The 23896-nt window shown below is 72.2% G+C and carries 19 protein-coding genes; 13 read left to right on the top strand and 6 right to left on the bottom strand.

The window, feature by feature from the left end:
• Positions 1-145: 145 nt before the first annotated feature.
• The 11 genes from uvrC to pgi all read left to right on the top strand — a co-directional run bounded on the left by uvrC (position 146) and on the right by pgi (position 14413).
• Positions 146-2191: an excinuclease ABC subunit UvrC gene (uvrC, locus tag C0216_RS22820; protein WP_114058852.1), complete on the top strand. Its 2046-nt coding sequence runs from the start codon at positions 146-148 to the stop codon at positions 2189-2191.
• Positions 2188-3141, top strand: coding sequence for an RNase adapter RapZ (gene rapZ / locus C0216_RS22815; RefSeq protein WP_114057082.1), 954 nt, complete (start codon positions 2188-2190; stop codon positions 3139-3141). The genes uvrC and rapZ overlap by 4 nt, the downstream gene beginning before the upstream one ends.
• A complete protein-coding gene (locus C0216_RS22810; RefSeq protein WP_114057081.1) occupies positions 3138-4208 on the top strand; it encodes a gluconeogenesis factor YvcK family protein in 1071 nt (356 codons plus the stop codon). Before rapZ ends, C0216_RS22810 begins: the two co-directional genes overlap by 4 nt.
• Entirely contained in the window at positions 4199-5188 is a 990-nt protein-coding gene (gene whiA, locus C0216_RS22805) for a DNA-binding protein WhiA (RefSeq protein WP_114057080.1), read from the top strand. The genes C0216_RS22810 and whiA overlap by 10 nt, the downstream gene beginning before the upstream one ends.
• A 169-nt stretch (positions 5189-5357) precedes the next feature.
• The gene (locus C0216_RS22800) at positions 5358-8312 is read left to right on the top strand and encodes a M14 family metallopeptidase (RefSeq protein ID WP_114057079.1); all 2955 of its coding nucleotides are present in this window, start codon (positions 5358-5360) and stop codon (positions 8310-8312) included.
• A gap of 210 nt (positions 8313-8522) precedes the next feature.
• Positions 8523-9527: a type I glyceraldehyde-3-phosphate dehydrogenase gene (gene gap / locus C0216_RS22795; protein WP_114057078.1), complete on the top strand. Its 1005-nt coding sequence runs from the start codon at positions 8523-8525 to the stop codon at positions 9525-9527.
• A gap of 147 nt (positions 9528-9674) precedes the next feature.
• Positions 9675-10886, top strand: coding sequence for a phosphoglycerate kinase (locus tag C0216_RS22790; protein WP_114057077.1), 1212 nt, complete (start codon positions 9675-9677; stop codon positions 10884-10886).
• 5 nt (positions 10887-10891) lie between these two features.
• The gene (gene tpiA, locus C0216_RS22785) at positions 10892-11668 is read left to right on the top strand and encodes a triose-phosphate isomerase (RefSeq protein WP_114057076.1); all 777 of its coding nucleotides are present in this window, start codon (positions 10892-10894) and stop codon (positions 11666-11668) included.
• A gap of 152 nt (positions 11669-11820) precedes the next feature.
• The gene (secG, locus tag C0216_RS22780) at positions 11821-12051 is read left to right on the top strand and encodes a preprotein translocase subunit SecG (protein WP_114057075.1); all 231 of its coding nucleotides are present in this window, start codon (positions 11821-11823) and stop codon (positions 12049-12051) included.
• Between the two features lie 244 nt (positions 12052-12295).
• Positions 12296-12583 carry an RNA polymerase-binding protein RbpA gene (locus C0216_RS22775; RefSeq protein WP_030197743.1) on the top strand — a complete coding sequence of 96 codons (288 nt, stop codon included), beginning with the start codon at positions 12296-12298 and terminating at the stop codon, positions 12581-12583.
• 174 nt (positions 12584-12757) lie between these two features.
• Positions 12758-14413: a glucose-6-phosphate isomerase gene (pgi, locus tag C0216_RS22770; protein WP_114058851.1), complete on the top strand. Its 1656-nt coding sequence runs from the start codon at positions 12758-12760 to the stop codon at positions 14411-14413.
• Between the two features lie 75 nt (positions 14414-14488).
• Here the strand turns inward: pgi and pgl are convergent, their stop codons facing one another.
• The 5 genes from pgl to tkt all read right to left on the bottom strand — a co-directional run bounded on the left by pgl (position 14489) and on the right by tkt (position 21212).
• A complete protein-coding gene (pgl, locus tag C0216_RS22765; protein WP_114057074.1) occupies positions 14489-15265 on the bottom strand; it encodes a 6-phosphogluconolactonase in 777 nt (258 codons plus the stop codon).
• A gap of 94 nt (positions 15266-15359) precedes the next feature.
• A complete protein-coding gene (gene opcA / locus C0216_RS22760) occupies positions 15360-16442 on the bottom strand; it encodes a glucose-6-phosphate dehydrogenase assembly protein OpcA (protein WP_114057073.1) in 1083 nt (360 codons plus the stop codon).
• Positions 16439-17965: a glucose-6-phosphate dehydrogenase gene (gene zwf, locus C0216_RS22755; RefSeq protein WP_114057072.1), complete on the bottom strand. Its 1527-nt coding sequence runs from the start codon at positions 17963-17965 to the stop codon at positions 16439-16441. The genes opcA and zwf overlap by 4 nt, the downstream gene beginning before the upstream one ends.
• 5 nt (positions 17966-17970) lie before the next feature.
• Positions 17971-19089: a transaldolase gene (gene tal, locus C0216_RS22750; protein WP_114057071.1), complete on the bottom strand. Its 1119-nt coding sequence runs from the start codon at positions 19087-19089 to the stop codon at positions 17971-17973.
• A 35-nt stretch (positions 19090-19124) separates the two neighbouring features.
• Entirely contained in the window at positions 19125-21212 is a 2088-nt protein-coding gene (tkt, locus tag C0216_RS22745) for a transketolase (protein WP_114057070.1), read from the bottom strand.
• 259 nt (positions 21213-21471) lie between these two features.
• Between tkt and C0216_RS22740 the strand changes: the two genes are divergently transcribed.
• On the top strand, positions 21472-22413 hold the full coding sequence (locus C0216_RS22740; RefSeq protein ID WP_162793278.1) for a heme o synthase: 942 nt from the start codon (positions 21472-21474) through the stop codon (positions 22411-22413).
• 24 nt (positions 22414-22437) lie between these two features.
• The gene (locus C0216_RS22735; RefSeq protein ID WP_114058850.1) at positions 22438-22782 is read left to right on the top strand and encodes a hypothetical protein; all 345 of its coding nucleotides are present in this window, start codon (positions 22438-22440) and stop codon (positions 22780-22782) included.
• Positions 22783-22902: 120 nt separating this feature from the next.
• Here C0216_RS22735 and C0216_RS22730 read toward each other — a convergent pair whose 3' ends face one another.
• A complete protein-coding gene (locus C0216_RS22730; RefSeq protein ID WP_174250442.1) occupies positions 22903-23892 on the bottom strand; it encodes a COX15/CtaA family protein in 990 nt (329 codons plus the stop codon).
• Between the last annotated feature and the right edge of the window lie 4 nt (positions 23893-23896).

The raw sequence follows: 23896 nt of genomic DNA, 5'->3' as shown, positions 1-23896 counted from the left end.
CCGCCCTGCGCGGCGGGCCGCCGGCCGGCTCCGGCCCGCCGGCGGCACGCCGCGCAGCAGCTCTCCGCCGCCCCGGCGGCACGCCCCGCCGGGCGGCCGGGCAGCAGGGGCCGGGATGTCGGTCCGCGACAGTAGGGTGGGCGGCATGGCCGACCCTTCCAGCTACCGCCCCCAGCCGGGCCAGGTCCCCGACTCGCCGGGGGTCTACCGCTTCCGCGACGAGCACCGCCGGGTGATCTACGTCGGGAAGGCCAAGAGCCTGCGCCAGCGCCTGGCGAACTACTTCCAGGACATCGCCGGACTCCACCCGCGCACGGCCACCATGGTCACCACGGCCGCCTCCGTCGAGTGGACCGTCGTGTCCACCGAAGTGGAGGCCCTCCAGCTGGAGTACTCCTGGATCAAGGAGTACGACCCCCGGTTCAACGTCAAGTACCGGGACGACAAGAGCTACCCCTCCCTCGCCGTCACCATGAACGAGGAGTACCCGCGCGTCCAGGTCATGCGCGGCCCCAAGAAGAAGGGCGTCCGCTACTTCGGCCCCTACGCGCACGCCTGGGCGATCCGCGAGACCGTCGACCTGATGCTGCGCGCCTTCCCCGTCCGCACCTGCTCCGCCGGGGTGTTCAAGCGCTCCGCGCAGATCGGCCGGCCCTGCCTCCTCGGCTACATCGGCAAGTGCTCCGCCCCCTGCGTCGGCCGCGTCACCCCCGAGGAGCACCGTGAACTCGCCGAGGAATTCTGCGACTTCATGGCCGGCCGCACCGGCACCTACCTCTCCCGCCTCGAAGCGCAGATGCACGAGGCCGCCGAGGAGATGGAGTACGAGAAGGCCGCCCGGCTGCGCGACGACATAGGGGCGCTGCGCCGCGCCATGGAGAAGAACGCCGTCGTCCTCGCCGACGCCACCGACGCCGACCTCGTCGCGGTCGCCGAGGACGAGCTCGAGGCGGCCGTGCAGATCTTCCACGTCCGCGGCGGCCGGGTCCGCGGCCAGCGCGGCTGGGTCACCGACAAGGTCGAGGCCGTCGACACCGCCGGGCTCGTCGAGCACGCCCTGCAGCAGCTGTACGGGGAGGAGGCCGGCGAGGCCGTGCCCAAGGAGGTCCTGGTCCCGGCCCTGCCCGAGGACGCGCCCGCCCTCGGCCAGTGGCTCGCCGGCCGGCGCGGCTCGCAGGTCAGCCTGCGCATCCCGCAGCGCGGTGACAAGAAGGCCCTCATGGAGACCGTCCACCGCAACGCGCAGCAGGCCCTCGCCCTGCACAAGACCAGGCGCGCCGCCGACCTGACGACCCGCTCCCGCGCCCTGGAGGAGATCGCCGAGGCCCTCGGCCTCGACAGCGCGCCGCTGCGCATCGAGTGCTTCGACATCTCCCACCTCCAGGGCGACGACGTCGTGGCCTCCATGGTCGTCTTCGAGGACGGCCTGGCCCGCAAGGGCGAGTACCGGCGCTTCCAGATCAAGACCTTCGCCGGGCAGGACGACGTCCGCTCCATGCACGAGGTGGTCTCCCGGCGCTTCCGCCGCTACCTCCAGGAGAAGCTGAAGACCGGCGAGTGGTCCCCCGGGGACGGCGCAGCCGACGGCGCCGACGCGGCCGACGCGGCCGGGGGCGCCGGGCAGGCGCAGGACGACGGGCGGCCCAGGCGCTTCGCCTACCCCCCGCAGCTCGTCGTCGTCGACGGCGGCCGGCCGCAGGTCGCCGCCGCCCAGCGGGCCCTGGACGAGCTCGGCATCGACGACGTCGCCGTGTGCGGCCTGGCCAAGCGCCTGGAGGAGGTGTGGCTGCCCGGCGAGGACGACCCCGTCGTGCTGCCCCGCACCAGCGAGGGCCTCTACCTGCTCCAGCGCGTCCGCGACGAGGCGCACCGGTTCGCCATCCAGTACCAGCGCAGCAAGCGCGGCAGGCGGCTCAAGGCCGGCCCGCTCGACGAGGTGCCCGGCCTCGGCGAGACCCGCAAGCAGGCCCTCGTCAAGCACTTCGGTTCGGTGAAGAAGCTGAGACAGGCGACAATCGACCAGATCTGCGAGGTCCCGGGCATAGGGCGCAAGACGGCCGAGACGGTGGCCGCTGCCCTCGCCCGGGCAGTCCCCGCCGCCCCTGCCGTCAACACGGCGACAGGGGAGATCATGGAGGAGGAGACCCCCGCACCCGCGGGAACCTCGTCCGAACGGGGGACCGACCGATGACCGAGCAGCACGAGACCGAGTACGACCGAGAAAACGGAGCACAGGTGAGTACGGGCACGACACTGGAGCCCGGCGAGAGCGCCGAGGCCGCCATCCCCGAGCTGGTGATCATCTCCGGGATGTCCGGAGCCGGCCGCAGCACGGCGGCCAAGTGCCTGGAGGACCTCGGCTGGTTCGTCGTGGACAACCTCCCGCCGGCGCTGATCCCCACCATGGTGGAGCTCGGCGCCCGCTCGCAGGGCAACGTGGCGCGGATCGCCGTCGTCGTCGACGTCCGCGGCCGCCAGTTCTTCGACGCCCTGCGCGAGTCCCTCGCCGACCTGGAGCTGCGCGGCGTCACCCGGCGCATCGTCTTCCTGGAGTCCTCCGACGACGCGCTGGTGCGCCGCTTCGAGTCCGTCCGCCGCCCCCACCCGCTCCAGGGCGAGGGCCGCATCACCGACGGCATCGCAGCCGAGCGCGACCTGCTGCGCGAGCTGCGCGGCGACGCCGACCTGGTCATCGACACCTCCAGCCTGAACGTGCACGAGCTGCGCGCGAAGATGGACGCCCAGTTCGCGGGCGAGGAGGAGCCCGAGCTGCGCGCCACCGTCATGTCCTTCGGCTACAAGTACGGCCTCCCCGTCGACGCCGACCTCGTCGTGGACTGCCGCTTCATCCCCAACCCGCACTGGGTGCCCGAGCTCCGGCCGTTCACCGGCCTGAACCCGGAGGTCTCGGGCTACGTCTTCAGCCAGCCCGGCGCCAAGGAGTTCCTCGACCGCTACACGGAGCTGCTCCAGCTCATCGCCGCCGGCTACCGCCGCGAGGGCAAGCGGTACGTCACCATCGCCGTCGGCTGCACCGGCGGCAAGCACCGCAGCGTCGCCGTCTCCGAGAAGCTCGCCGCCCGCCTCGCCTCCGAGGGAGTCGAGACCGTCGTGGTCCACCGGGACATGGGGCGCGAGTGACCGGACGCACCCTGCGGCTGCGCCGCCTGCGCCGCCTCACCCCGGGGCGGGGCGAGGACGGCGCGGTCCGCACCGCGCCGCGCCGCGGCGCAGCCGCCAAGGGCGCCGCACCCAAGGTCGTCGCGCTCGGCGGCGGCATGGGCCTGTCGGCGTCGCTGGCCGCCCTGCGCCGGATCACCGGCGAGCTGACCGCGGTCGTCACCGTCGCCGACGACGGCGGGTCCAGCGGGCGGCTCCGCGAGGAGCTCGGCGTCCTCCCCCCGGGCGACCTGCGCAAGGCGCTGGCCGCCCTCTGCGGGGACGACGACTGGGGCCAGACCTGGGCCCGCGTCATCCAGCACCGCTTCCAGTCGGCCGGCGCCCTGCACGAGCACGCGGTGGGCAACCTGCTGATCGTGGCCCTGTGGGAGCAGCTCGGCGACCCCGTCCAGGCCCTGGACCTCGTCGGCAGGCTGCTCGGCGCGCACGGCCGGGTGCTGCCAATGTCGGCGGTGCCGCTGGAGCTCCAGGCGCTCGTACGGGGCCACGACCCGGCCCGCCCGGCGGACGTGGACACCGTCCGGGGGCAGGCCACCGTCGCCACCACCCCCGGCGAGGTGCTGTCCGTGCACCTCGTGCCGTCCGACCCGCCCGCCGTGCCGGAGGCCGTGGCCGCGGTCCTGGACGCCGACTGGGTGGTGCTCGGCCCCGGGTCCTGGTTCTCGTCCGTCATCCCGCACCTGCTGGTGCCGGAACTTCTCGACGCGCTCATGGAGACCAAGGCCCGGCGCGTGCTGTCGCTCAACCTGGCCCCGCAGCCCGGCGAAACAGAGGGGTTCTCTCCGCAGCGTCATTTGGAGGTTTTGGCCCGACACGCCCCTAAACTCGCCCTGGACGTGGTGCTGGCCGACCAGGCCGCCGTGCCCGACCGTGAGTCCCTCGCCGATGCCGCGCAGCGCTTCGGCGCCGCGGTCGAGCTGGCGCCGGTGGCCAGGGAAGACGGCTCCCCCAAGCACGACCCGGAGCTGCTCGCAGCCGCGTACGACCGTATTTTTCGGATGCATGGAAGGATCGGCCCATGGCGATGACGCCAGCGGTGAAGGATGAGATCTCCCGGCTCCCCGTCACCCGGACCTGCTGCAGGAAGGCGGAGGTCTCGGCGATTCTTCGGTTCGCCGGCGGCCTGCACCTGGTGAGCGGCCGGATCGTCATCGAGGCGGAACTCGACACCGGGATCGCCGCGCGGCGGCTCCGCAAGGACATCCTGGAGATTTTCGGCCACTCCTCGGACCTCGTCGTCATGGCGCCGGGCGGCCTGCGCCGCGGCAGCCGCTACGTGGTCCGCGTCGTGGCCGGAGGCGACCAGCTGGCCCGCCAGACCGGACTGGTCGACGGCCGCGGCCGCCCCATCCGGGGCCTGCCCCCGCAGGTGGTCTCCGGGGCCACCTGCGACGCCGAGGCGGCCTGGCGCGGCGCCTTCCTGGCCCACGGCTCGCTGACCGAGCCGGGCCGGTCATCCTCGCTGGAGGTCACCTGCCCCGGCCCCGAGGCAGCCCTGGCCCTGGTGGGCGCCGCCCGGCGGCTCTCCATCGCCGCGAAGGCCCGGGAGGTCCGCGGCGTCGACCGCGTCGTCGTCCGCGACGGCGACGCCATCGGCGCGCTGCTGACCCGGCTCGGCGCCCACGAGTCCGTGCTGGCCTGGGAGGAGCGGCGGATGCGCCGCGAGGTCCGCGCCACCGCGAACCGGCTGGCCAACTTCGACGACGCGAACCTGCGCCGCTCGGCGCGCGCCGCCGTCGCCGCCGGGGCCCGCGTCCAGCGCGCCCTGGAGATCCTCGGCGAGGAGGTGCCCGAGCACCTGGCCGCCGCGGGCCGGCTGCGCATGGAGCACAAGCAGGCCTCCCTGGAGGAGCTGGGCGCCCTCGCCGACCCGCCGCTGACCAAGGACGCCGTCGCCGGCCGCATCCGCCGCCTGCTGGCGATGGCCGACAAGCGGGCCCAGGACCTCGGCATCCCGGGCACCGAGTCGAACCTCAGCGAGGAGCTGGCCGACAACCTGGCCGGCTGACCGGCCGGCACCGCACCACGCACCGGGGGCCCGTACGCCGCACAGCGCGCCGCGTACGGGCCCCCGGTGCGCGGCGGCTCGTTCCCGCAACGCCCCATTGACATGGACACGAGGCCTCGTGAGCCTGTCGTCCGAACGCTTTCGTGGCAGTCGACGCCCAGGGGGGCACATGAGGCACCGCGCGGGACTGATCCTCGCCGCCAGCTCACTCCTCTTAGCAACCACCGCGGCCGCCCTCCCGGCCGCGGCCCACGCCGGCCCCGCAGCGGACGCCGCACCCGGCGCCGAGGAGGTCCGGGTCTACGACGCCGACATCACCAAGGAGCAGGTCCCGCTCGTCCTCGCCGCAGGCCAGGACGGGCACGAGCTCTCCGAGCGAGCCCCGGAGACCGGCACCGCCCGCGTGGAGCTGTTCCTCACCGAGGGCCAGGCCCGCGGGCTCGCCGCCCGCGGCGTGGCCCTCGCCGAGCGCACGGTGGGGGCCTCCGCCCGCGCGCAGGCCCCCGGCGACGGCGTCTTCCGCCCGTACAGCGGCAAGGGCGGCCTGAAGGAGGAGGTCCTGCGGACCGCGCGGGAGCACCCCCGCCTCGCCAAGGCCGTCTCCATCGGCAAGACCGTCCAGGGCCGGGACATCCTCGCGCTGAAGGTCACGAAGAACGCCCGCACCACCCGCGACGGCGCGAAGCCCTCCGTGCTGTACATGTCCAACCAGCACGCCCGCGAGTGGATCACGCCCGAGATGACGCGGCGCCTGATGCACCACACGCTGGACGCCTACGGCAAGGACCCCCGGATCACGAAGCTGGTGGACTCCACCGAGCTGTGGTTCCTGCTGTCCGCCAACCCCGACGGCTACGACCACACCCACGCCTCCGAGGCCAACCGGCTCTGGCGCAAGAACCTCCGCGACAACAACGGCGACGGCAGGATCACCAGCGGCGACGGCGTCGACCTGAACAGGAACTTCGCCTACAAGTGGGGCTACGACGACGAGGGATCATCGCCCCACCCCGCGAACGAGACCTACCGCGGCCCCTCCGCGGCCTCCGAGCCCGAGACCGCCGCCCTCGACCGGTTCCAGAAGCGGATCGGCTTCGAGTACGCCGTCAACTACCACTCCGCCGCCGAGCTCATCCTCTATGGCGTCGGCTGGCAGGTCGCCACGCCCACCCCCGACGACACCGCCTACCGGGTGCTCGCCGGAACCCCCGAGAACCCGGCGGTCCCCGGCTACCGCCCGCAGCTGTCCTCCGAGCTGTACACCACCAACGGCGAGGCCGACGGCCACGCCGCGAACGTCAACGGCATCATGATGTTCACCCCGGAGATGACCACCTGCCGGACGGCCTCCGCGGCCGACCCGAACGACCGGTGGAAGCCCGAGGACTGCCGCTCCGGCTTCAACTTCCCCGACGACGAGAAGCTGATCCAGGCCGAGTTCGCCAAGAACGTCCCCTTCGCGCTGGCCGTCGGCGAGAGCGCCGCACGCCCCGACCGGCCGGTGTCCCCCGTGGGCCTGACCGCCGCCGACTTCACCCTCGAGCCCTTCACCACCTCCTACGCGGCCGACGGCCGCGACCAGCCGGTCGCCGTCACCGCCCGCAAGGCGCTCGGCGACAAGCGGCTGCACTGGCGCGTCAACGGCGGCCGCGCCCACGACCGCGGTGTGAAGCCCTGGAAGGGCGGCTCCGTCTACGGCGGCGAGGACAACAACTGGTTCGACGAGTACCGGGGCGCGGTCCGCGGCGCCCGCCCCGGCGACCGCGTCGAGGTCTGGTTCACCGGCCGAGACCGGGACGGCCGCCGTGTCTCCAGCGACCGCTTCACGTACACGGTCGCCGAGCGGCCCCGCGCCGACGCCCTCGTGATCGCCGAGGAGGGCGCCCCCGCCCGGCACGCCCGCGGCTACGCCGACGCGCTCCGCGCCAACGGCCGGGCGGCCGCCGTCTGGGACACGGCCGTCCAGGGCGCCCCGCACCGCCTCGGCGTCCTCGCCCACTTCCGCACCGCCGTCCACTACACCGGCGCCGTCGCCCCCGGCGGCGACACCCAGCTCGCGCTGCGCTCGTACCTCAACGAGGGCGGAAAGCTGATCGAGGCCGGCGAGTCGGCCGGCGGCGACGCCCGGGTCGGGCCCGCCCTCACCGACGACTTCGGCCAGTACTGGCTCGGCGCCTACAGCCGCAGCAGCGTCCGCGGGGCCACCGGCTTCGCCGGCTCGGGGGGCCTCGCCGGGGCCCGCGGCGGGCTCGGCGGCGCCGAGGGCAACCCGCTGGACGCGCCCGGCGCCTTCACCGTCACCTCCGAGAGCCTGCCCGCGGACCGGTTCCCGCAGTTCCGCAGCGCGCAGGCGGGCGGGTACGCCGGCGTCGTGAACCCGTACGCCCCCCACTCCGGAACCGGCATGGCCGCGGCGACCCACGCCGACGGGGACTGGCGGCGGCTGACCCGCACCATCGACCTCACGGCGGTGTCCGCCGCGGACGCGCCGCAGCTCAAGGCCGCCCTGAACTGGCACACCGAGCGGGGCTACGACCACGCCGTCCTGGAGGCGCGCACGGCCGGCGGCGACGACTGGACCACGCTGCCCGAGGCGGGCGGCCTGACCCGCAGCCAGGTGCCGACGGACTGCGGGGCCGGCTTCTTCGTGAACGCGCACCCCTTCCTGCGGCGCTACCTCACCTTGGAGGGCAGCGGCTGCACCGCGCAGGGGAGCAGCGGTGCGTGGCACAGCCTCACCGGATCGTCCGACGGCTGGAAGCAGGCCTCCTTCGACCTCGGCGCGTACGCGGGCCGGACCGTCGAGGTGTCGCTCTCGTACATCGCGGACGCGAGCGAGGGCGGCCGCGGCGTGTTCGCGGACGACGTCCGCCTCTCCGTCGGGGGAGTGGACCAGACCACCGAGGGGTTCGAGGACTCCCTGGGGAGCTGGACGGCGGCCGGGGCCCCTGTGGGAAGCGCCGAAGTTCCCGGCGACTGGGCGCGCTCCGGCGAGCTGTTCCGCTCGTACGCCTCGGTCACCACGCGTGACACCGTCCTGCTCGGATTCGGCCTGGAGCACGTCCGCGAACCGGCAGACCGCGCGCTACTCGTCGGTAAGGCGCTCCGCGCGCTGAACCGCTGATCAACGCCCCGGCCGCTGCTCACGCCGCGTGACCGGCACCGAGGCCCCGCAAGCCCCGCACAGGCCCACCGGAGCGGGGCCCGGGGTGTGTCAGGTCCCGGACGATGTCACTCGCAAGCTCACGGAGAGGTAGGGTCGTAAGCGGTCGGGGACATCCCATTTACAGCTCGCCGGGCGCACAGACCGGCGCACCAACGAGGAGATCGGTTCGTGACGATCCGCGTAGGAATCAACGGTTTTGGCCGAATTGGCCGCAACTACTTCCGAGCTCTCCTGGAGCAGGGGGCGGACATCGAGATCGTCGGTGTCAACGACCTGACGGACAACGCCACCCTGGTGCACCTCCTCAAGTACGACAGCATCCTCGGACGCCTCCGCCAGGAGGTCACGCACACCGAGGACACGATCACGGTCGGCGGCAACACCTTCAAGACGTTCGCCGAGCGCGACCCCGCGAACCTCCCCTGGGGCGAGCTGGGCGCCGACATCGTCATCGAGTCGACCGGCATCTTCACGAAGAAGGCCGACGCCGCCAAGCACATCGCCGCCGGCGCGAAGAAGGTCCTCATCTCGGCCCCGGCCAAGGACGAGGACATCACCATCGTGATGGGCGTCAACCACGACAAGTACGACGCGGCCAACCACCACGTCATCTCCAACGCCTCCTGCACCACCAACTGCGTGGCGCCGATGGCCAAGGTCCTCGACGAGAACTTCGGCATCGTCAAGGGCATGATGACGACGGTCCACGCGTACACCAACGACCAGCGCATCCTGGACTTCCCGCACTCGGACCTGCGCCGCGCCCGCGCCGCCGCCGAGAACATCATCCCGACCTCCACCGGTGCCGCCAAGGCCACCGCACTGGTCCTCCCGCAGCTGAAGGGCAAGCTGGACGGCATCGCCATGCGCGTCCCGGTCCCGACCGGCTCGGTCACCGACCTCGTCCTCGAACTCGACCGCGAGGTCACCAAGGACGAGATCAACGCCGCCTTCCAGAAGGCGTCCGAGGGCCAGCTCAAGGGCATCCTGGACTACACCGAGGACGCGATCGTCTCCTCCGACATCGTGAACTGGCCGGCCTCCTGCACCTTCGACTCGTCGCTGACGATGGTCCAGGGCAAGCAGGTCAAGGTCGTCGGCTGGTACGACAACGAGTGGGGCTACTCCAACCGACTCGTCGACCTGACCGTCTACGTCGGCGGCCGGCTCTGACGCACGTCGGACACACAAGCCGAACTCCCATGATGTGAGCACAGGGTCCGCGCAGCGCGATGAAGCGCCGTACGGGCCCTGTTGCCTGCCCGCCCCACCCACCCCGCGCCGGTACGGCCCGTGCCGGGGGACAAGGAGTAGAAACACATGAAGACGATCGACGAACTCCTCGCCGAGGGCGTCTCGGGCAAGAGGGTCTTCGTCCGCGCGGACCTCAACGTGCCGCTCGCCGGCGACGTGATCACCGACGACGGCCGGATCCGCGCCGTGCAGCCGACCATCGCCCGCCTCGCCGAGGCCGGCGCCCGCGTGGTCGTCGCCTCGCACCTGGGCCGTCCCAAGGGCGCCCCGGACCCGGCGTTCTCCCTCGCCCCCGCCGCGAAGCGGCTCGGTGAACTCCTCGGAGCCGAGGTCGCCTTCGCCGCCGACACCGTCGGCGCCTCCGCCAAGGAGACCGTCGCGAAGCTCTCCGACGGCCAGGTCGCCGTCCTGGAGAACCTCCGCTTCAACCCCGGCGAGACCGCCAAGGACGACGCCGAGCGCGGCGCCTTCGCCGACCAGCTCGCCGAGCTCGCCGACGTCTACGTCGGCGACGGCTTCGGCGCCGTGCACCGCAAGCACGCCTCGGTCTACGACCTGCCCGCGCGCCTGCCGCACGCCGCCGGCTCCCTCATCGCCGCCGAGGTCGGCGTCCTGAAGAAGCTGACCGCGGACGTCAAGCGCCCCTACGTCGTCGTCCTCGGCGGCGCCAAGGTCTCCGACAAGCTCGCCGTCATCGACGAGCTGCTCGGCAAGGCCGACCGCCTCCTCATCGGCGGCGGCATGGCCTACACCTTCCTCCACGCCAAGGGCTACGAGGTCGGCATCTCCCTGCTCCAGAAGGACCAGGTGGAGACCGTCAAGGAGTACATGGCCCGCGCCGAGGCGAACGGCGTCGAGCTCGTCCTGCCGGTCGACGTCCTCGCCGCCTCCGAGTTCCCCGACCTCAAGGGCAAGGCCCCGGCCGAGTACACCACCGTCGACGCGGACAAGATCCCCGCCGACAAGGAGGGCCTCGACATCGGCCCCAAGACCCGCGAGCTGTACGCTTCGAAGATCGCCGATGCCGAGACGGTGTTCTGGAACGGCCCCGTGGGCGTCTTCGAGCACCCGGACTACGCCGGCGGCACCCGCGCCATCGCGCAGGCCCTCGTCGACAGCAGCGCCTTCACCGTCGTCGGCGGCGGCGACTCCGCCGCGGCCGTGCGCACGCTCGGCTTCGACGAGAACGCTTTCGGCCACATCTCTACCGGCGGCGGCGCCTCCCTCGAATACCTCGAGGGCAAGACGCTCCCCGGTCTCGCTGCACTGGAGGTCTGACCCCGATGACCACGCGCACCCCGCTCATGGCGGGCAACTGGAAGATGAACCTCAACCACCTCGAGGCCATCGCGCACGTCCAGAAGCTCGCCTTCGCGCTCGCCGACAAGGACTACGACGCCGTCGAGGTCGCGGTCCTGCCGCCCTTCGTCGACCTGCGCTCCGTCCAGACGCTCGTCGACGGCGACAAGCTGAAGATCAAGTACGGCGCCCAGGACCTCTCGGCCCAGGACGCCGGAGCCTACACCGGCGAGATCTCGGGCTCCATGCTCGCCAAGCTCAAGTGCACGTTCGTGGCCGTCGGCCACAGCGAGCGCCGCCAGTACCACGGCGAGACCGACGAGGTCTGCAACGCCAAGGTCAAGGCCGCCTACCGGCACGGCCTCACCCCGATCCTGTGCGTCGGCGAGGGCCTGGAGGTCCGCAAGGCCGGCGACCAGGTCGCCCACACCCTCGCCCAGGTCGACGGCGGCCTGAAGGACATCCCGGCCGACCAGGCCGAGTCCGTCGTCATCGCCTACGAGCCCGTGTGGGCCATCGGCACCGGCGAGGTCGCCACCCCCGAGGACGCGCAGGAGGTCTGCGGGGCCATCCGCCGCCGCCTCGCCGAGCTCTACTCCCAGGAGCTGGCCGACAAGGTCCGCATCCAGTACGGCGGCTCCGTCAAGGCGAACAACATCGCGGCGATCATGGCGCAGCCCGATGTCGACGGCGCCCTGATCGGCGGCGCGGCCCTCGACGCGGACGAGTTCGTCAAGATCGTCCGGTTCCGGGACCAGTAGTCCGCACCCCCGCGGCAGCGAGTATGCCGCGGGCCGGATCCGTCGTACCCTTGCGGGGGCCAGGAGGCTGTACCACCAGCCACTGGCCCCCGCGCCCATCCGGCACCGCCGGAAAGCCTTCGGAAGCCAGAAAGTAGGAATCAGCCGTGGTTATGGGGTTCTCGATCGCCCTGATCGTCTTCAGTGCGCTGCTGATGCTGCTCGTGCTGATGCACAAGGGCAAGGGCGGCGGCCTCTCCGACATGTTCGGCGGCGGCATGCAGTCCTCCGTCGGCGGCTCCTCGGTCGCCGAGCGCAACCTCGACCGCATCACGGTCGTGGTCGGCCTGCTGTGGTTCGCGTGCATCGTCGCCCTCGGCCTGATGATGAAGTCGAACGGCTGACGCCTCCGGGCGGCAGCCGGTTCTCGCCGATCCGGCCGTCCCGCCCCGCGCGTCCCGCCTATCATGAAGGCGGCGTCCACGGCTCGGAGTGAGTAACTCCATTTGCTGGACGCCCGTTGGGCCTTCCGTACACTGGGGCGCCCGCGGCGGAAACCTCTCACGCTTCGCGGCACCATCACGCAGGGGAGTTACGACCGTGGCAAGTGGCAACGCGATCCGTGGCAGCCGGGTCGGGGCGGGGCCGATGGGCGAGGCCGAGCGCGGCGAGTCCGCGCCCCGCCTGCGCATCTCGTTCTGGTGCTCGAACGGGCACGAGACGCAGCCCAGCTTCGCCAGCGACGCCCAGGTGCCGGACACCTGGGACTGCCCGCGCTGCGGGTTCCCGGCCGGCCAGGACCGGGACAACCCCCCGGCGCCGCCGCGCACCGAGCCGTACAAGACGCACCTGGCGTACGTGCGCGAACGCCGCACCGACGCCGACGGCGAGGCCATCCTCGCCGAGGCCCTCGCCAAGCTCCGCGGCGAGATCTGACGAGAGCCGCGCACCGGCGCGGCACCGGGCCCGGCCCGCAGGAGGCCCCTCCGGCGGACCGGGCCCTTCGCCGTGCGCGCACACCGCAGCGCTGTCCCGCACAGGCCCCCTCCATCCTTTAAGTTGGTGATCGGCGGGGCACGACAGGACGGAAGAAACGGGTTGATGTCCGAGATGAACGCAGAAGGCCGGGCAAGGCTCAACCGGACCCCCGAGTGGCTTGCCCTCGGCAAGCACCGGGAAGAGCTGGGGCAGACGCATCTGCGGCAGCTGTTCGAGGAGGATCCCGACCGCGGCACGGCGTACACGCTGCGCGTCGGCGACCTCCACATCGACTACTCCAAGCACCTCGTCACCGACGAGACGCTCACGCTGCTGCGCGAACTGGCCGCCGCCACCGGCGTCGCCGAACTGCGCGAGGCCATGTTCCGCGGCGAGAAGATCAACACCACCGAGGGCCGCGCGGTCCTGCACACCGCGCTGCGCGCCCCCGCCGGCACGGTCGTCGAGGTCGACGGCGAGGACGTCGTCCCGGGCGTACACGCCGTCCTCGACAAGATGGCCTCCTTCAGCGAGCGGGTCCGCTCCGGGGAGTGGACCGGCTTCACCGGACAGCCCCTCACCAACATCGTCAACATCGGCATCGGCGGATCCGACCTCGGACCGGCGATGGCCTGCGAGGCGCTGCGCCCCTTCACCGACCGCGGCCTGACGGTGCGGTTCGTCTCCAACGTCGACGGCGCCGACCTGCACGAGGCCGTCCGCGACCTCGACCCGGAGCGGACCCTGTTCATCGTCGCGTCCAAGACGTTCACGACGATCGAGACCATCACCAACGCCGAATCGGCCCGCGCCTGGCTGCTGGACGGCCTCGGCGGCGACGAGGCCGCCGTCGCCCGGCACTTCGTCGCGCTCTCCACCAACGCGGAGAAGGTGACGGGCTTCGGCATCGATCCGGCCAACATGTTCGAGTTCTGGGACTGGGTCGGCGGCCGCTACTCCTTCGACTCCGCGATCGGCCTCTCGCTGATGATCGCGATCGGCCCGGACCGCTTCCGCGAACTCCTCTCCGGCTTCCGGCTGATGGACGAGCACTTCCGCACGGCGCCCCCGGAGGAGAACGCCCCGCTGCTCCTCGGCCTCCTCGGCATCTGGTACGGCGCCTTCCACGATGCCCAGTCGCACGCCGTCCTGCCCTACAGCCACTACCTGTCGCGGTTCACCGCCTACCTCCAGCAGCTCGACATGGAGTCCAACGGCAAGTCCGTGGACCGCGAGGGCCGACCCGTCGACTGGCAGACGGGCCCCGTGGTCTGGGGCACGCCGGGCACCAACGGCCAGCACGCCTACTACCAGCTGATCCACCAGGGCACCAAGGTGATCCCGGCCGACTTCATCGGCTTCGCCCGCCCGGTCGCCGAACTGCCGCCCCGGCTCGCGGCCCAGCACGACCTGCTGATGGCCAACTTCTTCGCCCAGACGCAGGCGCTGGCGTTCGGCAAGACCGCCGACGAGGTCCGCGCCGAGGGCGTCGCCGAGGAGCTCGTCCCCCACAAGACCTTCCGCGGCAACCACCCCACGACCACGGTCCTGGCCACCGAGCTGACCCCGTCCGTGATCGGCCAGCTGATCGCGCTGTACGAGCACAAGGTCTTCGTCCAGGGCGCCGTGTGGAACATCGACTCCTTCGACCAGTGGGGCGTGGAGCTCGGCAAGGTGCTCGCCAAGCGGGTGGAGCCGGCGCTGGCCGAGGGCGCCGACGTGCCCGGGCTCGACGCGTCGACCCGGAACCTCGTCGCGGTCTACCGCTCGCTGCGCGGCCGCTCCTGACCCCTGCGCACAGCGCGGCCCGCCGTCCCCGAGGGGAGGGCGGGCCGCCTGCTGCACGGTGAGGGGCCGTCAGGCTCACACCGGCGGGTAGAGGCCCGCCGGGAGCTTCGCCGCGGCCGCCCGGTCGAGGAGCCACAGGGTGCGCGAGCGCCCGTACGCGGCCGCCGCCGGGGCCTGTACTCCGCCTGCGCCGCCCAGCGCGATGGCGACGGCCCCGGCCTTGTCCTCGCCCGCCGCGAGCAGCCACACCTCGCGGGCCGCCCGGATCGCCGGCAGGGTCAGCGAGACCCGGGTCGGCGGGGGCTTCGGGGCGCCGTGCACGCCGACGACCGTCCGCTCGGTCTCCCGGGCCGCCGGGTGCTCCGGGAACAGCGACGCCACATGCGTGTCCGGGCCCACGCCCAGCATCAGCACGTCGAAGCGGGGCACCGGGCCGTGGTCCTCCGGGCCGGCGGCCTGCCGCAGCTCCTCCGCGTAGGCCGCGGCCGCGGCGTCCGCGTCGTCCCCGTACGGGCCGTCCGACGCCGGCATCGCGTGCACCCGCGCCGGGTCCACGGGCACGGCGTCCAGCAGCGCCTCGCGCGCCTGGACGTGGTTGCGCTCGGGGTCGTCCGCCGGGACGAAGCGCTCGTCGCCCCACCACAGGTCGATCCGGGCCCAGTCGACCGCGTCCCGGGCCGGGGCCGCCGCCAGCGCGGCGAGCAGCCCGTTGCCGTTGCGGCCGCCGGTCAGGACCACCGAGGCGCTGCCCCGGGCCGCCTGCGCGTCCACGATCTTCGTGATGAGCCGGGCGGCCGCGGCCTGGGCCATCAGCTCCTTGTCCCGGTGGACGACGACCTGGGGAGTCGTCATACCCATGTTGTTGCCGCCTTCTTGGTCGGGAAATGGCGCGGCCGCCGACCGGACCGCCCCGGAAGGGGCGGAGCCGGCCGGCGGCCGCGGGCTGTCACTGCTTGGCCGAGGCCTTCCTGGCGGCCGCCTTGGAGGCGGGCTTCGCGGCGGCCTTGCCGGCGGGGGCGGCCGCTTCGCCGCCGTCCCCGGCGCCGTCGCCCTCCGCCGCCTGGGCGGCCGCGGCGGGCGCGGCCGGGGCAGGGGAGTCCTGCGCCGCCCGCAGCTTCGCCACGCCGAACTTCAGCGCGGACTCGTACGTGTTGTCCGGGTCCAGCCGGCGCAGCTCCTCCGCCAGCAGTTCGGCCGTCTCGCGGCGCTTGAGCGCCACGCTTCGGTCGGGCTGGCCCGGCATGCACAGCGTGGCCAGCGAGCCGTCCGCGCGGCCCAGGAGGATCTCGCCCTCCTTCGTCTCCAGGCGGACCGCCGTCAGGCCGGGGCCCGACGACAGCGTGCGCTCGACGGGCACCTTCAGACGGTCCGCCAGCCACATGGCCAGCAGCTCGCAGGACGGATTCTCGTCCTCGCCCTCGACGGTCGCCGAGACCACCTCGAAGGCCTGCTGGTCCAGGGCCGCCGCCAGCATGGAGCGCCACGGCGTGATCCGGGTCCAGGACAGGTCCGTGTCCCCGGGCGCGTACGTCTGCGCCCGCTCCGCGAGCGCCCCTATCGGGTCCTCGCAGGCGTACGTGTCGCTGATGCGGCGCTGCCCGAGCGCGCCCAGCGCACTGCCCGCCAGGTCCGAGGGGGCGCCCTCGGGCCACCAGACGACGACCGGCGCGTCCGGCAGCAGCAGGGGGAGGACGACCGAGTCGGCGTGGTGGACGAGCTCGCCGTGGAGGCGGAGCACGACCGTCTCGCCGGTGCCCGCGTCCGCGCCGACCCGGATCTCCGCGTCGAGGCGGGCGTCGCGGCGGCTGCGGGCCGAGCGGCTGACCCGCTTGATCACGACGATGATCCGCGAGGGGTGCTCGTGGGACGCGTCGTTCGCCGACTTCAGCGCGTCGTACGCGTTCTCCTCGTCGGTCACGATCACCAGCGTGAGGACCATGCCGATGGCCGGCGTGCCGATGTCGCGGCGGGCCTGCACCAGCGCGGCGTTGATCTTGCTGGAGGTGGTCTCCGTGAGGTCGATCTTCATGGCCGGCGCCAGCTCCGTCCGTCTCGTGCGAGCATCTCGTCCGCCTCGATCGGCCCCCAGGTCCCCGCCGTGTACTGCGCGGGCCTGCCGTGCCGGTCCCAGTACTCCTCGATCGGGTCGAGGATGTTCCAGGACAGCTCGACCTCCTGGTGGCGCGGGAAGAGGTTCGCGTCGCCCAGCAGGACGTCCAGGATGAGGCGCTCGTACGCCTCGGGGCTCGACTCCGTGAAGGACTCGCCGTACGCGAAGTCCATCGTGACGTCCCGGACCTCCATCGAGGTGCCCGGGACCTTGGAGCCGAAGCGGACCGTGACGCCCTCGTCCGGCTGGACCCGGATGACCAGGGCGTTCTGCCCCAGCTCCTCGGTCGCGCCCGACTCGAACGGCAGGTACGGAGCCCGCTTGAAGACCACCGCGATCTCTGTCACCCGGCGGCCCAGGCGCTTGCCCGTCCGCAGGTAGAACGGCACGCCCGCCCAGCGGCGGTTGTTGATCTCCAGGCGGATCGCCGCGTACGTGTCCGTCTTGGACTTCGGGTCGATGCCGTCCTCTTCGAGGTAGCCGACGACCTTCTCGCCGCCCTGCCACGCCGAGGTGTACTGGCCGCGCACGGTGTGCTTGCCCAGGTCCTCGGGGATCTGGACGGCGCTGAGCACCTTCAGCTTCTCCGCCACCAGCGCCTTGGGGTGGAAGGAGCCCGGCTCCTCCATCGCCGTCAGCGCGAGCAGCTGGAGCAGGTGGTTCTGGATGACGTCGCGGGCGGCGCCGATGCCGTCGTAGTACCCGGCCCGGCCGCCGATGCCGATGTCCTCGGCCATGGTGATCTGCACGTGGTCCACGTAGGACCGGTTCCAGATCGGCTCGAACATCGTGTTCGCGAAGCGGAGCGCCAGGATGTTCTGGACGGTCTCCTTGCCCAGGTAGTGGTCGATGCGGAAGACCTCGTCCCGCGGGAACACCTCGTGGACGACCTTGTTGAGCTCCTCGGCGCTCTTCAGGTCGTGCCCGAAGGGCTTCTCGATGACGGCGCGCCGCCAGGAGCCCTCCTTCTGGGCGAGCCCGTGGTCCTTGAGCTGCTGGACCACCTTGGGGAACCACTTCGGCGGCACCGACAGGTAGAAGGCGAAGTTCCCGCCCGTCCCCTGCTGCTTGTCGAGCTCCTCGATCGTCGCCTTCAGCGTCTCGAACGCCTGGTCGTCGTCGAAGTCGCCCTGGACGAAGCGGCAGCCCTGCACCAGCTGCTGCCAGACCTCCTCCCGGAAGGGGGTGCGCGAGTGCTGCTTGACGGCCTCGTACACCTCCTGGGCGAAGTCCTCGTGCTCCCACTCGCGGCGGGCGAAGCCGATGAGGGAGAAGCCCGGCGGGAGCAGGCCGCGGTTGGCCAGGTCGTAGACGGCAGGCATCAGCTTCTTGCGCGACAGGTCACCCGTAACGCCGAAAATGACCAGGCCGGACGGCCCCGCGATACGCGGGAGCCGCCGGTCCTGTGCGTCACGAAGCGGGTTCGCTCCGTTTACAGACAAGGTGTTCAGGCCTCCGTGGGAGCGAGGCGCTCCAGCTCCGCCTCGGTGGACTTCAGCAGGTCGTTCCAGGACGCCTCGAACTTCTCGACGCCCTCGTCCTCCAGCAGCTGAACCACATCGTCGTACGAGATGCCGAGCTCCGCGACCGCGGCGAGCACCCGGCGGGACTCGTCGTAGGTGCCGCGGACGGTGTCGCCGGTCACCTGGCCGTGGTCGGCGGCCGCCTCCAGGGTGGCCTCCGGCATCGTGTTGACCGTGTTCGGGGCGACCAGGTCGTCCACGTACAGGGTGTCCTTGTACGCCGGGTCCTTGACGCCGGTCGAGGCCCACAGCGGGCGCTGCTTGTTGGCGCCCAGGCGCTCCAGGGCGGCCCAGCGGTCGGAGGAGAAGACCTCCTCGTACGCCTCGTAGGCCAGGCGGGCGTTGGCGAGGGCCGACTTGCCCTTCAGGGCCTTGGCCTCGTCGGTGTTGACGCCGTCCAGGCGCTTGTCGATCTCGGTGTCCACGCGGGAGACGAAGAACGACGCGACCGAGTGGATCTCGGAGAGGTCCAGGCCCGCGGACCGGGCCTTCTCCAGGCCCGCCACGTAGGCGTCCATGACCTCGCGGTAGCGCTCCAGCGAGAAGATCAGCGTGACGTTGACGCTGATGCCCCGGCCGATGACCTCGGTGATCGCCGGCAGGCCGGCCTTGGTCGCGGGGATCTTGATCAGCGTGTTCGGGCGGTCCACCAGCCAGGCGAGCTGCTTGGCCTCGGCGATGGTCGCCGCCGTGTTGTGGGCCAGCCGCGGGTCGACCTCGATCGAGACGCGGCCGTCCTGGCCGTCGGTCCGGTCGAAGACCGGCCGCAGGATGTCGGCGGCGTCGCGGACGTCCGCCGTGGTGATCATGCGGATGGCCTCGTCGACGGTGACCTTGCGGGCTGCGAGGTCGGCGAGCTGCTGCTCGTAGCCGTCGCCGCTGCTGATCGCCTTCTGGAAGATCGACGGGTTCGTGGTGACGCCGACGACGTGCGACTCGTCGATCAGCTCGGCCAGGTTGCCCGACGTGATGCGCTTGCGGGACAGGTCGTCCAGCCAGATCGCCACGCCCTCGTCGGAGAGGCGCTTGAGTGCGTCTGTCATGGGAATTGCATCTCCTACTGGTTCTTGTACCGGCGTCAGCGCGCGGCGGCTTCGAGGGATTCCTTGGCGGCGGCGGTCACGGCCTCCGGGGTGAAGCCGAACTCGCGGAACAGCACCTTCGCGTCGGCGGAGGCGCCGAAGTGCTCCAGCGAGACGATCCGGCCCGCGTCCCCGACGTAGCGGTGCCAGGTCAGGCCGATGCCCGCCTCGACCGCGACACGGGCCTTGACGGACGGCGGCAGCACGCCGTCCTTGTAGGCCTGGTCCTGCTCCTCGAACCACTCGACGGACGGCATCGACACCACGCGGGTCGGGATGCCCTCGGCCTGGAGCGCCTCGCGGGCTGCGACGGCGAGCTGGACCTCGGAGCCGGTGCCGATGAGCACGACCTGCGGCTCGCCGCCCTCGGCCTCGAAGAGGACGTAGCCGCCCTTGGCGGCGTCCTCGTTCGGCTCGTACACGGGGACGCCCTGGCGGGTGAGGGCCAGGCCGTGCGGGGTGCCCTTGCCGAACACCTTGGTGTGGCGGCGCAGGATCTCGCGCCAGGCGACGGCCGTCTCGTTGGCGTCGGCCGGGCGGACCAGCGCGAGGCCCGGGATGGCGCGCAGCGAGGCGAGGTGCTCGATCGGCTGGTGGGTCGGGCCGTCCTCGCCGAGGCCGATCGAGTCGTGCGTCCACACGTAGGTGACCGGCAGGTGCATCAGGGCGGACAGGCGGACCGCGTTGCGCATGTAGTCGGAGAACACCAGGAAGGTGCCGCCGTAGATGCGGGTGTGGCCGTGCAGGGCGATGCCGTTCATGGCCGCGGCCATGGCGTGCTCGCGGATGCCGAAGTGGATGGTGCGGCCGTACGGGTCGGCCTCCGGCAGCGGGTTGCCCTTCGGCAGGAACGAGGAGTTCTTGTCGATGGTGGTGTTGTTCGAGCCGGCCAGGTCGGCCGAGCCGCCCCACAGCTCCGGGATGACGGCGCCGAGCGCCTGCAGGACCTTGCCGGAGGCGGCGCGGGTGGCGACGGAGGAGCCGGGCTCGAAGACGGGGAGCGCGTCCTCCCAGCCCTCGGGCAGCTCGTTCGCGTTGATCCGGTCGAACGCGGCGGCGCGCTCCGGGTTGGCGGTGCGCCAGGCGGAGAAGTCCTTCTCCCACTCGGCCTTGGCCTCGCGGCCGCGGTCCAGCGCCTTGCGGGTGTGGGCGATGACCTCGTCGGAGACCTCGAAGGCCTGCTCCGGGTCGAAGCCGAGGACGCGCTTGGTGGCCGCGACCTCGTCGTCGCCGAGGGCGGAGCCGTGGGCGGCCTCGGTGTTCTGGGCGTGCGGGGCCGGCCAGGCGATGATCGAGCGCATCGCGATGAAGGACGGGCGCTCCGTCTCGGCCTTGGCGGCGGCCAGGGCCGCGTACAGGGCGGCGGGGTCGATGTCGCCGTTGGCCTGCTGCTCGATGCGCTGGACGTGCCAGCCGTAGGCCTCGTACCGCTTGAGGGTGTCCTCGGAGACGGCCGTCTCCGTGTCGCCCTCGATGGAGATGTGGTTGTCGTCCCACAGCAGGACGAGGTTGCCGAGCTTCTGGTGTCCCGCGAGCGAGGACGCCTCGGCGGAGATGCCCTCCTGGAGGCAGCCGTCGCCGGCGATGGCGTACACCATGTGGTCGAAGGGGGAGGCGCCCGGGGCGGCCTCGGGGTCGAACAGGCCGCGCTCGTAGCGGGCGGCCATGGCCATGCCCACCGCGTTGGCGACGCCCTGGCCCAGCGGGCCGGTGGTGGTCTCGACGCCGGCCGTGTGGCCGTACTCCGGGTGGCCCGGGGTCTTCGAGCCCCAGGTGCGGAACGACTTGAGGTCGTCCAGCTCCAGGCCGAAGCCGGCCAGGTACAGCTGGGTGTAGAGGGTCAGCGAGGAGTGTCCGGCGGAGAGCACGAAACGATCGCGGCCGACCCACTCGGGGTCGGCCGGGTCGTGCCGCATCACCTTCTGGAAGAGCGTGTAAGCGGCGGGGGCCAGGCTCATGGCCGTGCCGGGGTGGCCGTTTCCGACCTTCTGGACCGCGTCCGCGGCCAGGATGCGGGCGGTGTCCACCGCGCGCTGGTCCAGTTCGGTCCAATCGAGCTCTGTGGTCGTCGGCTTCGTGCTCACCGTGGGTCAGGGCTCCTCTCCACATGTCTGTTCCCGGTGACGTACGGTGCACCGGCGCGATTCCGAGCCTACCCCCGCCACGGCGTGCAGCTATTCGAGTGCCCGCAGTCCGTCACAACGTCGCCGCCCCCGATCGGGCCAACACGAGGCGACCCCCGCGCAGGGCGACACAAGTGCAACGTCTACAGTGGCGTGGTACGCGCAAGCCTTTACGGGCCCCTATGCCCGGAGCTTGCTGGTTTCTCTGTCAGGGGTGTGCGTGACGGCCGTCGAATCCCGTCCATCGGGGGTGCTCGGGACGAGCCCCGGGCACCGGCCGTTCGGGGCCCGTGCCATGGCTTTTGTGGCTTTGACCAAGCCGAGGATCATCGAACTTCTGCTGATCACCACAGTGCCGGTGATGTTCCTCGCGGAGCAGGGCGTGCCCTCGCTCTGGCTGGTCCTGGCCACGTGCTTCGGCGGCTACATGTCCGCGGGCGGCGCCAACGCCCTGAACATGTACATCGACCGCGACATCGACGCGCTGATGGACCGCACCTCGCAGCGGCCGCTCGTGACCGGCATGGTCAGCCCGCGGGAGTGCCTCGTCTTCGGCATCACCCTCGGCGTGGTCTCCACGGTGTGGTTCGGACTGCTCGTCAACTGGCTGTCCGCCGCGCTCGCCCTCGGCGCGCTCCTCTTCTACGTCGTCGTCTACACGATGCTGCTGAAGCGGCGCACCACCCAGAACATCGTCTGGGGCGGCATCGCCGGATGCATGCCGGTGCTCATCGGCTGGTCCTCGGTCCGCAACGAGGTCTCCTGGGCCGCCGTCATCCTCTTCCTCGTCATCTTCTTCTGGACCCCGCCGCACTACTGGCCGCTGTCCATGAAGGTGGCCGACGACTACGCGCGCGTCGGCGTGCCCATGCTGCCGGTCGTCGCCGGCAACCGGGCCGTGGCGCGGCAGATCGTCGCCTACAGCTGGGTGATGGTCGCCGTCTCGCTGCTGCTCACCCCCCTGGGGTACACCGGCTGGTTCTACACGGCGGTCGCGCTGGCGGCCGGCGGCTGGTGGCTGTGGGAGGCGCACGCGCTGCACGCGCGCGCCAAGGCGGGCGTGACCGGCGCGAAGCTGAAGGAGATGCGCCTGTTCCACTGGTCCATCACCTACGTGTCGCTCCTGTTCGTGGCCGTGGCCGTGGATCCCTTCCTCCGCTGATTACCCGCGGGTAGCATGCTGTCCATGGCAGACACCACCCCCGCGGTCGCCGCGGACAAGAAGCAGGAGCGGGCCGCCGCGAAGCTGGCCAAGCAGATCGGGGCGTTCGCCAAGGAGCACGGCGGCGCCGAGGGGCACCTCGCGCACATCGGCCAGGCCGGCACCCGGATCGTGCTGGTCGGCACCGACGGCGCCTGGGGCGACCTCGTCGCGCCGACCCACGCCGCCGCGGCCCTGGCCGCGGAGAAGGCCGCCCTCACCCTCCACGAGGAGTTCGACGGCGACTTCGCCGCACGCGTGAAGACCGGCCCCTACGAGTGGAACCGCATGGCGGGCCTCCAGCTCGGCGGGAGCCGGCCGGCGGCCTGACGCCGCCCCGCGGACGCCGTCAACGCGAAAGCCCCGCACCCCGCCCGGAACGGGCTGGTGTGCGGGGCTTTCGCGTTGACGCCTGCCGGCCCCGGGCTCCCGGGGCCGGCAGGCGCCTCATCAGGCCGCCGAGAGCGACGCTTCGGCCGGGGCCGGGGCGCCGGCCGGGAGGTGCGGCCGCTCGCGCAGGCTCAGCGCCACGCGCAGGACCGCGATCCACACCAGGCAGGACCCGAGCATGTGCGCCGCGACCAGCACCTCGGGCAGGTCGGTGAAGAACTGGACGTAGCCGACGGCGCCCTGCGCGAGCAGGACCACCAGCAGGTCGCGGGCCCGGGCCCGGGTGTCCTCGGGGGCGTCCACCACGCGCAGCACCAGCCACATCGCGACCGCCAGCGCGCACACCAGCCAGGCGGCGATCGCGTGGACGTGCGCCGTGGCCTCCCAGTCGAGCGGCATCCGCTTGATCTCGCTGCTGTCGCCGGCGTGCGGGCCGGAGCCGGTCACGACCGTGCCCGCGGCGATCAGCACGGCGGTCGTCGCGAGCAGCGCCCAGGACAGCTTGCGCACCGGGGCGGGCACCCGCGGCCGGGTCGGGGCGTCGCCCTCGCCGGTGCGGTGCCAGGTCACCACGGTGACCGAGATCAGCGCGGTGGCGAGCAGGAAGTGCCCGGCGACGCTGTACGGGTTCAGGCCCGTCATCACGGTGATCCCGCCGAGCACCGCGTTGGCCAGGACGATGGCGAACTGCAGCCAGCCGAGCCGGGTGAGGGAGCGGCGCCACGGCTTGGCCGAGCGCGCCGCGAGGATGCACCAGCCCACGGCAGCGGACAGCACGTACGTCAGCATCCGGTTGCCGAACTCGATCGCCCCGTGCAGTCCCTGCTCCGGCGTCGCCACCAGGCTGTCGTCGGTGCACTTGGGCCACGTGTCGCAGCCGAGGCCGGATCCGGTCAGGCGTACGGCTCCGCCGGTGACGACGATGGCCACGCTCATGAGCAGGGCGGCGAACGCGGCGCGCCGGACGGTCCGGGGTGACGGGGTCCAGCGGCGCGCGAGGTAAGCGAGTGGGGTCAACACGGCGCTTATCGTACGCGGCGCCTTGTGCAAACTT

Origin of the sequence: Streptomyces globosus, from assembly GCF_003325375.1 — a bacterium.
GTDB classification, from domain to species: Bacteria; Actinomycetota; Actinomycetes; order Streptomycetales; family Streptomycetaceae; genus Streptomyces; species Streptomyces globosus_A.
The sequence above is the reverse complement of the archived record's forward strand: the minus strand, read 5'-3'. Positions and strand labels throughout refer to the sequence as shown.